The 14,261-nt window shown below is 57.8% G+C and carries 10 protein-coding genes; 8 read left to right on the forward strand and 2 right to left on the reverse strand.

The features are described 5' to 3' along the window. Nucleotides 1-8: 8 nt before the first annotated feature. Together HB631_RS05850 and HB631_RS05855 are read left to right on the forward strand one after the other, a co-directional pair. Entirely contained in the window at nt 9-1,439 is a 1,431-nt protein-coding gene (locus tag HB631_RS05850) for a sugar porter family MFS transporter (RefSeq protein ID WP_213990221.1), read from the forward strand. Continuing rightward, entirely contained in the window at nt 1,417-2,271 is an 855-nt protein-coding gene (locus tag HB631_RS05855; protein ID WP_213990222.1) for an aldose 1-epimerase, read from the forward strand. The genes HB631_RS05850 and HB631_RS05855 overlap by 23 nt, the downstream gene beginning before the upstream one ends. A 15-nt stretch (nt 2,272-2,286) precedes the next feature. On the opposite strand, the gene HB631_RS05860 is transcribed toward HB631_RS05855, so the two are convergent. Beyond that, the gene (locus HB631_RS05860) at nt 2,287-4,116 is read right to left on the reverse strand and encodes a glycoside hydrolase family 15 protein (RefSeq protein WP_213990223.1); all 1,830 of its coding nucleotides are present in this window, start codon (nt 4,114-4,116) and stop codon (nt 2,287-2,289) included. Between the two features lie 169 nt (nt 4,117-4,285). Between HB631_RS05860 and HB631_RS05865 the strand changes: the two genes are divergently transcribed. The 6 genes from HB631_RS05865 (at nt 4,286) to HB631_RS05890 (ending at nt 13,256) form a co-directional block, all read left to right on the forward strand. Then, nucleotides 4,286-4,906, forward strand: a complete 621-nt coding sequence (locus HB631_RS05865; protein ID WP_213990224.1) for a TetR/AcrR family transcriptional regulator — start codon at nt 4,286-4,288, stop codon at nt 4,904-4,906. 151 nt (nt 4,907-5,057) lie between these two features. Beyond that, a complete protein-coding gene (locus HB631_RS05870) occupies nt 5,058-6,152 on the forward strand; it encodes an efflux RND transporter periplasmic adaptor subunit (RefSeq protein ID WP_213990225.1) in 1,095 nt (364 codons plus the stop codon). Beyond that, nucleotides 6,149-9,214: an efflux RND transporter permease subunit gene (locus tag HB631_RS05875; RefSeq protein ID WP_213990226.1), complete on the forward strand. Its 3,066-nt coding sequence runs from the start codon at nt 6,149-6,151 to the stop codon at nt 9,212-9,214. Before HB631_RS05870 ends, HB631_RS05875 begins: the two co-directional genes overlap by 4 nt. Before the next feature lie 307 nt (nt 9,215-9,521). Then, on the forward strand, nt 9,522-10,436 hold the full coding sequence (locus tag HB631_RS05880) for an Rpn family recombination-promoting nuclease/putative transposase (protein ID WP_213990227.1): 915 nt from the start codon (nt 9,522-9,524) through the stop codon (nt 10,434-10,436). A gap of 210 nt (nt 10,437-10,646) precedes the next feature. Beyond that, nucleotides 10,647-12,122: a succinylglutamate-semialdehyde dehydrogenase gene (gene astD / locus HB631_RS05885; RefSeq protein ID WP_213990228.1), complete on the forward strand. Its 1,476-nt coding sequence runs from the start codon at nt 10,647-10,649 to the stop codon at nt 12,120-12,122. Nucleotides 12,123-12,137: 15 nt separating this feature from the next. Then, entirely contained in the window at nt 12,138-13,256 is a 1,119-nt protein-coding gene (locus tag HB631_RS05890) for a succinylglutamate desuccinylase (RefSeq protein WP_255556838.1), read from the forward strand. Here the strand turns inward: HB631_RS05890 and HB631_RS05895 are convergent. Continuing rightward, nucleotides 13,253-14,074, reverse strand: a complete 822-nt coding sequence (locus HB631_RS05895; protein WP_213990229.1) for an AraC family transcriptional regulator — start codon at nt 14,072-14,074, stop codon at nt 13,253-13,255. The genes HB631_RS05890 and HB631_RS05895 overlap by 4 nt on opposite strands. Nucleotides 14,075-14,261 lie beyond the last annotated feature (187 nt).

A 14,261-nucleotide genomic window follows, 5' to 3' on the forward strand; every position in this document is an offset into this window, starting at 1 on the left:
GTGGTCGTATGAAACGCACGAGTCAGCTCAATCTTGCCTATGTTTGGTCAATTTGTCTGGTGGCCGCCTGCGGCGGTCTGTTATTCGGTTATGACTGGGTAGTGATAGGCGGCGCCAAGCCGTTTTATGAAGCCTATTTCGGTATCACCAGTCCGGCCCAGTCCGGCTGGGCGATGAGTTCCGCCCTGGCCGGCTGCGTGGCGGGGGCCATTATCTCCGGCACGCTTTCCGATCGTTTCGGCCGTAAACTGCCGCTGCTGCTGGCGGCGGTGATGTTTACCGCGTCGGCCTGGGGCGCGGCCACGGCGCATAACTTTGAGGTCTTCGTGATTTTCCGGATTATCGGCGGTATCGGCATCGGGCTGGCGTCGGCATTATCCCCCATGTACATCGCCGAAGTCAGTCCGGCGGAAAAGCGCGGTACCTTTGTGGCGGTGAATCAGCTGACCATAGTCATCGGCGTGCTGGCCGCCCAGTTGGTGAATCTCATGATAGCCGAGCCGGTGACCGCCCATGCAAGCATGGCGGCCATTGCGCAGTCCTGGAACGGTCAAATGGGCTGGCGCTGGATGTTCGGCTCAGGCGCGGTACCGGCGGTGGCGTTTTTGGTTCTGCTGTTTATGGTGCCGGAATCCCCGCGCTGGCTGGTAAAAGTAGGCCGCTTCGAGAAGGCGGAAAAGGTGCTGGCCAAAATCGGCAGCGCCGACTATGCCCACAGGATGCTGGCGGAGATTCGCCAGTCCATGGATGCGGACGATGTCCGTCGGGTGCGGTTGCCGCAGTTGTTCGCCCGCCGGGTCCGTCCGGTGATGATTATCGGTATCGTGCTGGCGGTATTTCAGCAGTGGTGCGGCATTAACGTCATCTTTAACTATGCCCAGGAGATCTTTGCTTCCGCCGGCTTTGATATCAACGATACGCTGAAGTCCATTGTGGCCACCGGCCTAATCAATCTTATTTTTACCATTATCGCCCTGCCGCTGGTGGACAAGCTCGGCCGCCGCAAGCTGATGCTGCTGGGATCACTGGGGCTGACGGTGATTTATGCCCTGATTGCCGCCGCCTATGCGTTCGGCATCATGGGTATGCCGGTGTTGTTGTTGGTTTTGGTGGCCATCGCCATCTATGCCCTGACCCTGGCGCCCGTCACCTGGGTATTGCTATCGGAAATCTTTCCCAACCGGGTACGGGGTATGGCCATGGCGGTGGGAACCTTCTCCCTTTGGGTGGCCTGTTTCCTGCTGACCTATACCTTCCCGCTGCTGAACGCCGCGCTGGGAGCCTCGGGCAGTTTCCTGCTCTACGGCATCATATGCCTGGCCGGGTTTGCCTTCATCTGGCGCAAAGTGCCGGAAACCAAAGGCGTCACCCTGGAGGCGCTTGAACAGCGCTTCGGCGATCAGGCGGAGCTGGATTATGCACATAATCACGCTAAATAATGCCGGACTCTCCCTGCAGTGCAGACTGCAGGGGGCCGCGTTGTTAAACCTCGTTACTTCGGACAGCGTAAATATTCTGCGTACGACGAAAAACTCCCTGGCGGCGCCGGGGGAGTGCGCCCTGTTTCCCATGCTGCCCATGGCGAACCGCGTGGAAGGCAACGCTTTTGACTGGCGGGGGCAGAGGGTAAAGTTGCCTTCGTCGCCTTATGATGAGCGCTTTTTCCTGCACGGCGACGGCTGGCTGCGGCTCTGGACCCTGGTGCAACAGCAGCCTGACTCGGTCACCCTGGCGCTGGAGTCCGCACTGTCCGGGGTCTGCAAGTATGATGCCCGGCTGTGCTATCAGCTACAGGGCGAGGCGTTGCTGGCCACCCTGAGCATCACCAATACCGACGACCAGCCCTTTCCCTTCGGATTGGGGTTCCATCCCTTTTTTACCAAAACTCCCGCCACGACGCTGTGGTTCCAGGGAAACGGCTATTGGCCGGAGCGGGAACATCACCTGCCGGCGGAGTGGCGGGATACCATGCCCGCCGGGTGGGATTTTTCCTCCCCCCGCGTCCCGGGAAAGGGGTGGATCAACAATGCCTTTTCCGGCTGGCGAGGTAGGGCGACGCTCCATGATACCCATGACGGTTCCACCGTAACCCTGAGCAGTACCGCCGATATATTGATGGTTTATCAGCCCGCCGACAGCGATTTTATTTGCCTTGAGCCGCAAACCCACCCGGTGAATGCCCATAATTTGCCGGGGCTGCCCGGACTGGCTATTCTGGCGCCGGGAGAATCCCTGACCCTTGAGATGCAAATCAGCCACACCGTCCCATAAGGGGCCATCAGCGGCTCAAGGCTGCCAGAGCGGTTCGCCGCCGTTCAGCTTGCGCTCCAGGAAGAATGCCGCGCTGATCAGCGCCAGGTGGGTCAGCGCCTGGGGCGTATTGCCCAGTGCATAACCCCGTCGATCGAACTCCTCGGCATACAGCCCGAGGGGGTTGGCGTAGCTGAGCAGCTTTTCAAATTCAAAATGCGCCTCTTCCAGGCGATCGGCGCGAGCCAGGCACTCCACGTACCAAAAGGAGCAGGCGGCGAACGCGCCCTCATCGCCGGGCAGCGGATCGGAGGGGGTGTCGGCGTTGTTATAGCGCCGTACCAGCCCGTCTTGCACCAGGGAATGTTTAATGGCATCCAGGGTAGCCAGCCAGTCGGGGTCGGTGGCGCCGACGAACCGGAACAGCGGCATCAGCAGCATGGACGCATCCAAATCGCGCCCGTGGCGGGTGGCGGTAAAATGGCCCAGTTCCTTATTCCAGAAATGGGTCCAGATGTCCTCGCGAATTGCCGTGCGGGCCTGATCCCAACGCTCATAAGACATCGGCAGGGATCGTTTCGCCGCCAGCCGCAGGGCGCGGTCGATGGCCACCCAGCACATCAGACGCGAGTGCAGAAAGTGCCGGGGTTCGCCGCGCATTTCCCAGATGCCGGCATCCGCCTGGTTCCAGTTTTGACTGACATGATCGATCATCTTGCTGATATGCTCCCAGCCGCGATGGGATATGGCTTCGCCGTATTTATTGGCCAGATACACCGCGTCCATCAGTTCGCCATAGATGTCCAGCTGCACCTGCCGGTAAGCCTGGTTGCCGATGCGCACCGGCGTTGAGCCGGCATAACCGGACAGATGGGGCAAATCCTCCTCCGGCAAATCGGTTTCGCTGTCCAGCCGATACATCACCTGCAGCTTATCGGGCTGGAACTGGCTGTGCTCCAGGCAGCGGCCGACCCACTTGATAAATGAGGCGGCCTCCTCGGTATAACCCAGGCGCATCAGCGCATAAACGCTGAACGAGGCATCGCGAATCCAGGAGGCGCGATAATCCCAGTTGCGTTCGCCCCCCAGATGTTCCGGCAGTCCGAAGGTGGCGGCGGCGGCAATGGAACCGTGGCGATGGGAGGTAAGCAGTTTAAGCGCCAGGGCTGAACGGTTCACCATCTCCCGCCAGCGGCCCTGGTAATTGCTGGCGGCGCACCAGGCCCGCCAATAGCGCAGGGTGGCGGTGAAACCGGCCAGATTGTCCCCGGCCGCCACGCGCTCATCCTCGGCACAGCCGAAAACGAACTCCAGGGATTCCCCGGCCTTGAGAATAAAGCGGGCCACCGCGGCGTTGTCCTCGATGTGCAGCGGTACCCCGCCCGCCAGACGCAAGACCGGCTGACCCGGCGCGCTGAAATCCACCGCGTCTCCGTGATGGCAGGCGCGTGTGGCGGCGCGGGCATAGTCATGAACCGGCTCACAGCGTAGAGCAAAATTCGCCTCACCTTGCAACACGGTCAAACGGCGGATGATCCGCGGCATTTTGCGTGGATCGTCGCAGATCGGCATATAATCGGTCACTTCCGCCACGCCAAGGTCGTCCAGCCAGCGGGTTTGCAGGATATTGGTATCCGGCAGGTAGATCTGTTGGCGGCGAGCGTCGGGCCAATCGGGAGATAAACTGAAAATACCGGCCTTATCGTTGTCAAGCAGCGCGGTAAATATCGAGGGACTGTCCAGATCGGGCCAGCAAAAATAATCTATGGTGCCATCGACGGCGATTAACGCGCAGGTGCGTAAATCGCCGATAATGCCGTGATCGCCAATACGCCGCGCCGCGTCGGTCTTAGGTCGTTCAGTCATGCTGCGGATGTCCTCATCTGATTAACTGAATGGGCGCATATGCCGTCAAATATGAAGAGTGTATGCTTAACTATAGCTTAGCCGTTTTCGGCGCGAGGTCAGTATCCAGGCCGTCGCGGCCGGAAGATGCCTTTCCTTTTTTGTTTCACACACAGTGTATAATGCGTCCATGAATATAAAAGCATCCCCTCATGCCGGGCCCCGGGGGCCGGCGGACCATAGTATTCGCGATCAGATTCTGCTGGCCGCCGATGAGCATTTCAGCTACTACGGCTACGGCAAAACCACCGTATCGGATCTGGCAAAGGCCATCGGTTTCTCCAAGGCCTATATTTATAAATTTTTCGAATCGAAACAGGCCATTGGCGAGGCCATCTGCCATCAATGCCTCAACAGCCTGCTGGACAAGGTGCGGGAAGCGCTTGTTGAAAGCGCTACCGCCGCCGAAGGCCTGCGCATCTTGTTTAGCACCATCGCCGCCGGCAGCACCGATCTGTTTTTCTCCGATCGGCGCCTGTATGACATCGTCATATACTCCACCGGGGAAAAATGGCCTTCATCCCAGGAATATGAGCGGCAGGTGCGGGAACTGCTGAAAAATATTCTGCGCCAGGGACGGGAAACGGGGGAATTCGAGGTACGGACCCCCCTTGATGATCAGTGCCGCGCCATATTCCTGGCTATGGAATCTTTTGTTAACCCCTTATTATTGCAGCATAAACTTGACGGCATTCCCGCCGCCATCGATGATCTTATCCAACTGATACTGCGAAGTTTGGCGACGCATTGATCACGCCGATTTAATCCATGAGTGAGCTATATCGATTCTCCAAGACGATTTTTACATTGATTAATTGTAATGCTTGATCGCATTAAGTGACCATTGACATATTTGGTCACTAGATGTCAGACTGACTCTTCCGTTTTTCCGGAGGATTATCATGTTCCGCAATCGTTCCCTCTTCCTGGCTGTTATTGCCGTCCCCCTGTCGTTGGGATTGACCGCCTGCGGTCCGGCCGAGCAACCGGATCCCCGTACCGAGTCGCCACTGGTGCGCACCGCCGTGGTGGATCAATTTAATCACGCTGAAAAAGCCTATACCGGCACCGTGGTGGCCAGGGTGCAAAGCGACCTGGGTTTTCGTGTCGCCGGTAAGGTGGTGCGGCGTCTGGTGGACACCGGCGCGACGGTAAAACGCGGCCAGCCGTTGATGCAAATCGACCCCGCTGATTTAACCCTGGCCGCCGAAGCGCAAACCGGCGCGGTGACCGCCGCCAGGGCGCTGGCGGCGCAAACCTCCGCTGACGAACGACGCTACCGGACGCTGGTGGCGAAAGGGGTGGTTTCCGCCTCCGCCTATGATCAGGCCAAGGCCGCCGCCGATTCGGCCCGCGCACAGCTCAGCGCGGCGCAGGCTCAGGAGGATGTCGCCCGTCACCAGGCCGGTTATTCGGTGCTGACCGCCGATGACGACGGGGTGGTGATGGAGACCCTGGCCGAACCGGGGCAGGTGGTCACCGCCGGACAAACGGTGGTGAAGCTGGCCCACGCCGGCCCGCGGGAAGCGGTGGTGTATCTGCCGGAAACACAACGGCCCCCCCTTGATTCCATCGGCCAGGCCAGTTTATATGGCGACCGTCCCATGACCGGCGCGGCGCGGCTGCGCCAGTTATCCGATGCCGCCGATCCGCAGACCCGCACCTTTGAAGCCCGTTATGTGCTGACAGGCGCTATGGTTACCGCACCTCTTGGCGCTACCGTCACCGTTGAACTGCCCGATCCCGGCGCCGACGGATTGGTGAGCGTGCCGCTGGGCGCGGTGTACGATGAAGGACAAGGCCCCGGCGTCTGGCTGGTGGCGGGGGACAAACCCAAAACGGTCTGGCGGGCCGTTCGGCTCTCCGGCTTGACGGAAGAGAGCGCTATCCTCTCCGACGGCTTAAAACCCGGCGATCGTTTTGTCACCCTCGGCGCTCATTTACTGCATCAGGACGAAGCCGTGCGCCTGGCCGATAATGGCGGGGCGGTGAAATGAGCGGATTTAATCTCTCCGCCCTGGCGGTACGCGAGCGGGCAGTCACGCTGTTTCTCATCGTCGCGATTTCCGCCGCCGGCGCCTTCGCTTTCCTGAAATTGGGGCGAGCGGAAGATCCGGTATTTACCATCAAGGTCATGACGGTGGTTACCGCCTGGCCCGGCGCCACCGCGCAGGAAATGCAGGATCAGGTTGCCGAACCGCTGGAAAAGCGGATGCAGGAATTAAAATGGTATGACCGGACTGAAACCTATACCCGGCCCGGTTTGGCCTTTACCACCCTCACATTGAAAGACTCCACGCCTCCGTCGGAGGTTCAGGAGGAGTTCTACCAGGCGCGCAAGAAGCTCGGCGATGAGGCCGCCAATCTGCCGGTGGGTGTTATCGGCCCTACCATTAACGACGAATACGCCGATGTCACCTTTGCACTCTATGCCCTGAAAGCCCGGGGAGAACCGCCGCGCTTATTGGTGCGCCAGGCGGAAACCCTGCGCCAGCGCCTGCTGGGCGTGCCGGGAGTCAAAAAAGTCAATATTATCGGCGAGCGGCCCGAGCGGATATTCGTCGAGTTTTCTTATGCCCGTCTGGCGACTCTCGGTGTCTCCGCCCGGGATATTTTTACCGCCCTGAATGCGCAAAACAGCGTGACGCCGGCGGGTTCCATCGATGCCGACGGACCGCAAATCCAGATTCGACTGGACGGGGCGTTCAACAGTCTGCAAAAAATCCGCGATACCCCCATCGTTGCCGCCGGTCGGACGCTGAAGCTTTCCGATGTGGCCGACGTAAAGCGTGGTTATGAAGATCCCTCCACCTATTTGATCCGCAATCAGGGCGAACCGGCGCTGTTGCTCGGTATCGTGATGCGCGATCGCTATAACGGGCTGGTGCTGGGCAAGGCGCTGGAGAACGAAGCGGCGGCCATCTCCGCCGGGATGCCGTTAGGCCTGACGTTCGCCAAAGTCACCGATCAGGCGGTGAATATCAAGGAATCCTACAACGAATTCATGTTGAAATTTTTCGTCGCCCTGGCGGTAGTGATAACCGTCAGCCTGATAAGCCTCGGCTGGCGGGTGGGGATTGTGGTGGCGGCGGCGGTGCCGCTGACCCTGGCCGGGGTATTTGTGATTATGCTGGCCACCGGTCGCGACTTCGACCGCATTACCCTCGGCGCGCTGATATTGGCTCTGGGCCTGCTGGTGGACGACGCCATCATCGTCATTGAAACCATGGTGGTGCGCATGGAGGAGGGGTTTGATCGGATCCACGCCTCCGGCCAGGCCTGGGTCAGCACCGCGTCGCCCCGCCTGGCCGGGGCGTTGGTGACCTCCATCGGCCTGATGCCGGTGGGCTTCGCCGCCTCCAGCGCCGGTGAATACGCCGGCAATATCTTCTGGATCGTGGCCTTTGCCCTGCTTACCTCATGGCTGGTGGCGGGGGCGTTTACGCCCTATCTCGGCGTGAAGTTATTGCCTGACATCAAGCCTATTCCGGGCGGGCACGGGGCGATATACGGTACGCCCCGTTATAAACAGCTACGCTCCCTGATTGCCCGGGCGGTGGCCCATAACAAGAAGGTGGTGCTGGCGGTGGGCGTGTTTTTCCTGGTGGCGTTTTTCGGCCTGGGGGCGGTGAAACAGCAGTTTTTTCCCGTCTCCGACCGGCCGGAAGTGTTATTGGAAGTGCAGTTGCCGGAAGGCAGCGCCATCGAAGCCACCAGCGCGGCGACGGCTAAAGTGGAGGAGTGGCTGGAGCGGCAGCCGGAAGCCAAACTGGTCACCTCCTACATCGGCCAGGGCGCGCCGCGATTCTACCTGGCGATGTCGCCGGAATTGCCCGATCCCTCCTTCGCCAAGATCGTGGTGCTTACCGACAATGAACAGGCCCGGGAAACGCTGAAATACCATGCGCGGCAGGCGGTGGCGGACGGATTGGCCCCCGAGGCGCGGGTGCGGGTGACGCAGCTGGTATTCGGTCCCTACTCGCCGTTTCCGGTGGCGTTCCGGGTCATGGGCACGGATCGTGAAACCGTGCGGGGCATTGCCCGCCAGGTCCGGCGGGTGATGCTGGATAACGCCTATATGCGACAGGTGAATACCGACTGGGGCGAGCGGGTGCCCAACGTCCATTTCGTGCTGGATCAGGATCGATTGCAATCCTTCGGCCTCAGTTCGCAAGACGCCGCGCAACAGCTGCAATTTTTACTGAACGGGGTGTCGGTAACCCAGGTTCGCGAGGATATTCGCACCGTCGAAGTGGTAGCCCGTAGCGCCGGCGGCGAAAGGCTGGACCCGGCAAAGCTTAAGGACTTTACCCTCACCGGCAGCCAGGGGCAGCGGATACCCCTGGAACAAATCGGTGCTGTGGATATCCGCATGGAGGATCCGATTATTCATCGCCGGGACCGCATGACCGCCATCACCGTGCGGGGGGATATCGCCGACGGCCAACAGCCGCCGGAAGTGGCGCTGCAAATCATCAAAAGCCTACAGCCGATCGTGGCAAAACTTCCCGTGGGTTACCGCATCGAAACCGGCGCCGCGCTGGAGGAGGCGGGCAAGGCCAACACCGCCCTGGCCGCTATTTTCCCGTTAATGCTGATCCTGATGATGATCGTGATTATTTTCCAGGTGCGTTCGCTGTCCGCCATGGCCATGGTGCTGCTCACCGCGCCGCTGGCGTTGGTGGGGGTGGTGCCGACGCTATTGCTGTTTAACCAGCCGTTCGGGTTCAATACCATTCTGGGCCTGATCGGGCTGGCGGGGATTATCATGCGCAATACCCTGATCCTCATCGGCCAGATACACAGTAATCAGCATGAAGGACTGACCCCCTATGATGCGGTGGTGGAGGCCACGGTGCAGCGGGCGCGCCCGGTGATCCTGACGGCGCTGGCGGCGGTACTGGCGTTTATCCCGCTGACCTTTTCGGTCTTTTGGGGTTCGCTGGCGTTTACCCTTATCGGCGGCACCGTAGGCGGTACGGTACTGACGCTGATTTTCCTGCCCGCGCTTTACGCCGCCTGGTTTCGCATCAAGCCGCCGATAAAAGCCGCCCCCTGAAGGCGATAGTCAGTGTGAATACGACCGGCCCGGCGGGACATCCGCCGGCCGGTGTATTCTATGGGATTAATATCATTGATAGGCGTTTTTGCGACAATGCTGTGCCGTCAGGTAAGAGGGTATAGTTTAAATGAATAACATCTAATATACGGTTTAATACGAAATTTATTTGCTGTATCGAGCTGCTTTTTTTGTTCGACTTATTATTTAGGCTCGTTATGATGTTTGGCATAATTCGTAGATAATCTCTTTTTTTGATTAATTAACCTTTCTTATTAATATAAAATTAGTGATAAGGATATCCTATATGATAATAAATTATTCTCATCATGATGCTTTATTCAAGAAATTTCTTGGCGAAATCGCCGTTGCTCGAGATTTTTTTAATAATCATTTGCCGCCCTCTTTACGCCAACAGTGCAATTTTAATACACTCTCATTGTGTTCAGGCTCTTTTATAGACCCCAATATGCGCCATCACTGCTCGGATATGTTGTATTCGGTGCGGACCCGACGAGGCAAGGGTTATATCTATTGTTTGATTGAACACCAAAGCAGCCCGCAAAAAATGATGGCCTTTCGTTTGATGCGTTACAGTCTGGCGGCCATGCAGCAGCATCTCGATATGGGGAATAAAGTTTTGCCGGTGGTGGTGCCGCTGCTGTTTTATCATGGAACCCGAAAAGGTTATCCCTACAAAAACGACTGGTTTGATTGTTTTGACAACAATGCATTAGCCCGACAGGTATACAACTGCCCATTTCCGGTAATCGATCTCTCCATGATGTCGGATGATGAAATCAAGACTCACGGTCGGGTTGCCATGCTGGAATTGGTGCTAAAACATATCCGTATCCGGGATATAGGGACGTTGGTGGAGGATCTCGGCATCCTGATAAACCATTGGCAACCTTCTCATGAGCTGCGCAAGAGTCTGTTTAGCTATATCTTGCAGACGGGTAAAACACTCGATAGCCAGTTATTAATTGATAAATTAACGGAACAAGCGCCGCTTTTTTTGGAGAAAGAAGAAATGATGACCATAGCGCAGCAATTGAAAGATGAGGGTAGGCTGGAAGGTAAAAGAGAAGGTAAAAGAGAAGGTAAAAAAGAAGGTAAACAAGAGGTCGCACGGCAGCTTTTTATGCGCGGCCTGGACTTTATCATGATTAAGGAAGTGACCGGTCTTTCCGATGACGAGCTGAAGCGGGTGGCGCACTGAGCCTATAACCGGTGTGTTCGCTATGGGCGCTCTAAGCGTCGCTTCTTTGCGCAGGCAGACCCATGGCATGTTAGCAAGAGGGCATAGCCGTTGGGACATTTGTCAACGTTCCGGCCCTATCATCAAGGTAGGATACTCTCTGACGGGAGGCCGCTGTTCTCGCGGCGGTAATATAAACAGCGGTCATTCAATCGCCAAGGAGAAATACCCATGACTCACTTTATCAACGGTAACTGGCTGTATGGTCACGGCATGCTATTAAGTAAAAGCTGCCCGGTCTCCGGTAAGCATTTATGGATAGGTGAGGAAGCGGATGAGTCAGAGGTGGAGGCCGCCTGCCAAGCCGCCCGTGCCGCGTTTCCCGGCTGGGCCCGGTTGCCGCTGACTGAGCGGATCCGTTTTCTTGAGCGTTTTGCCGCGCTGCTGACACAGCATAAAGATGAACTGGCCACCATTATTTCCCAGGAAACCAGCAAGCCTCTTTGGGAGAGCCAGACAGAAGTGCAGTCCATGATCAACAAGGTGGCCATTTCAGTACAAGCCTACCGGGTCCGTACCGGTGAAAGCGATACGCCCATGGCCGACGGCCGGGCCACGCTACGCCACCGTCCCCATGGCGTCATGGCGGTGTTCGGTCCCTACAATTTCCCGGGACATCTTCCCAACGGCCATATCGTCCCCGCGCTGCTGGCGGGTAATACCCTGGTGTTCAAGCCCAGCGAACATACGCCCATGACTGCCGAGTTCCAGGTACGGTTATGGCAGCAAGCGGAGCTGCCGCCGGGAGTGATCAACCTGGTGCAAGGTGGGCCGGATACCGGCGCGGCGCTGGGCATGAGCGGTGAAATCGACGGGGTGCTGTTTACCGGCAGCGCCACGACCGGTTATCGGTTTCACAAATATATGGGCGGCCGGCCGGAAAAAATGCTCGCGCTGGAGATGGGCGGCAACAATGCGCTGATTGTGGAACAGGCGCAGGACGTGGACGCGGCGGTAAATGTGATTATCCAGTCCGCGTTTATTTCCGCCGGCCAGCGCTGCACCTGCGCCCGTCGCCTGCTGGTGAGGCGCGGGGCCGAGGGGGATGCGCTGTTGCGCCGTCTGGTGGAGGTGAGCGGGACATTGCGTGTCGGTCCTTGGGACAGCACGCCGCCGCCCTTCATGGGCGGCCTGATAACGACCACCGCGGCCACCAACCTGCTGTTCACGCAACAACGGCTCCAGGCGCTCGGCGGCAAGCCGCTGCTGTTAATGACGCATCTGCTGCCCGACAGCAGCCTGCTGTCACCGGGCATTATCGATATCAGCGGGATGGCGGATGTCCCCGATGAGGAGTATTTCGGTCCGTTGTTGACGGTTATTCGTTATGACCGGTTTGATGAGGCCATTGCCCTGGCGAACCATACTCGTTTCGGCCTGTCCATGGGGTTGATTTCCCCCGATCGCCGGCAGTTCGAACAGCTTCTGCTGGAGGCCCGTGCCGGGATTGTCAACTGGAACAAACCTCTAACCGGAGCCGCCAGCAATGCGCCTTTTGGCGGAATAGGCGCCTCAGGCAATCACCGTCCCGGCGCCTATTATGCGGCGGATTACTGCGCCTGGCCCATGGCCTCGCTGGAAAGCGAACTGTTGACCCTGCCGGAAACCCTGACGCCGGGCCTGAGCTTTAAAAAGACGTCTGATTGAACAGGGGAGGTTTCATTGACTGATGCTGACTTTCTTGCCTTGACGCTGGCCGGCCACCCGCCGATTGAGCATCGGGGAGAAACGCCGTGGCTAACCTGGGAATGGCTGGACGAAGGGGTTATCCAGCTATTGCCTCGCCGAGCGGCACAGATGTCCCTGGTGTTGTCCGCCGGTGTTCACGGTAATGAAACCGCGCCGGTGGAGCTCGTCAACATTCTGTTGGCGGAGCTCATGGCCGGACGAATGCCGCTGGCACCGCGTTTACTGGTGATATTCGGCAACCCGCAGGCGCTGCGGGCCGGAAAACGTTATCTTGATTACGATATGAACCGGCTGTTCGCCGGCGGCGCTACCAGGGACAAAACCTGCGGTGAGGTTCCTGCCGCCGGCCAGGACCTCGCGGTAAAAAAAGACCAGGGCCTTTCGCGGCGCACCGACGCGCAACCAGATCCTCGGTATGCCGGCCCGGTACTCCACAAGGGCGCGACCATGGCGGAGAATAACGAAACCTTACGCTGCCAGCTGTTGCAAGGGCATCTCGGCCGGTTCTTTCGGCCAGAGGACCGCGCCCGCTGGCACCTGGATCTGCATACGGCGATTCGGGGATCGTATCACGTACGTTTCGGATTACTGCCCTATCAGCCCGCCGGCGATGACCCCGCACTGCTCCACTGGCTCAACGCCGCTGAGTTGGACGCCCTGGTCAGGCATCGCGCCGCCGGTTCCACCTTTACCCATTACAGCAGCACGCAATTTTCCGCCGCCAGCGTCACGCTGGAACTGGGCAAGGCACTGCCGTTCGGCGCAAATGACCTGGATCAATTCAGCCGTGTCCAAGCCGCTTTGCGGGCGCTTATCAACGGCGGGCGATTACCCGAGCGTCTCGGGCCCCCTATGAAGAAATACCGGGTTAGCCAGCAGATTGACCGTACCCAGGCGGACTTCGCCTTGACTATCCCCGCCGACGCCCTGAATTTTACCGTTTTTAACCGGGGCGAATTGTTGGCAAAGGAGACGGGGCGTGAATATCGGGTCCAGGAAGCCAGGGAGTGGGTGCTTTTCCCCAACCCGAATGTGGCAATGGGCTTACGGGCCGGACTGATGCTGGTGGAGGATGAGGATAATAGAATCTAAATGTCCGAATTGATATGTTCCTTGCAGTAGCGTTTTTTGTATTCCAGCGGGGTTAAACCGGTAAGACGGCGAAACAGACGCCGGAAGTAGGCAACATCCTGAAATCCACAGCGTTTTGCAATATCGGCAATGGCGCCGCAGTCGGCCACCAGCATCTTTTCGGCGTTGCCGATGCGTCGCCGATGAATGGCCTCGGTGAGGGTCATTCGGAAGGTCATTTTAAATACCCGCCCGAGGTAATCGGCGTTGCAGAATAATTGTGCCGCCAACCCCGAGGCGGTGAGAGGCAAATGAAACTGTGTGCCGATCAACTGTTGCGCCTTCCAGGCCAATGCCATACCCGGCTCCGCCGGTTCAGTGCTTTCGGTCCAGCCGTCCGCCACCTGCTGCAACAGTAACAGCAGAATTAATTCCAATGAGGAAGCGGGTGAACGGTTCTCCTGTTCGCTGAGGAACAGTCTGAACAGCGTAATAAACCGATGAGGATCGCGTATTTTACTGTATTGCGGTATGGGTAATTTTAGGGCTTCCCGTATCGCGGAACCGGCGGCGATAATACCGAAATGCAGCCAGTAAAATTTTAAATCCGGTGGAAAATTGCCGATCCCACCATGTTTTCTGCCCGGCCATAACAGGAGTGATTCGCCGGCTTTGACATAAAAATCATGCTGGTCCTCACAAATCGCTAATATCCCCTGTTCTATGAAAATCAATTCATAGGATTCCAGGATGCGAGTGGGATGATGGCCTAACCCCCGTGAAATAAACAGGCCGCCGTTTTCAATCCTTATGGGATAATCAACTGATATTTCTAGCATAATTAGTTACTTTAGTCGTTGACTTTGTTAACCTTAGCAAATATCACCAGGTATGTCAGCCCATCTGTCCGCACTATTGATCTGCTTCACAAATTTAAATTCATGTCGGAATCGTACCTTTTTTCTGCCTTTTCCACACCTTGTTGCCACAGGGTTAGTGTGCGACTTTTAATCGTAGGAACAATAA

The organism is Sodalis sp. dw_96, assembly GCF_018449575.1.
Taxonomy (GTDB): domain Bacteria; phylum Pseudomonadota; class Gammaproteobacteria; order Enterobacterales; family Enterobacteriaceae; genus Acerihabitans.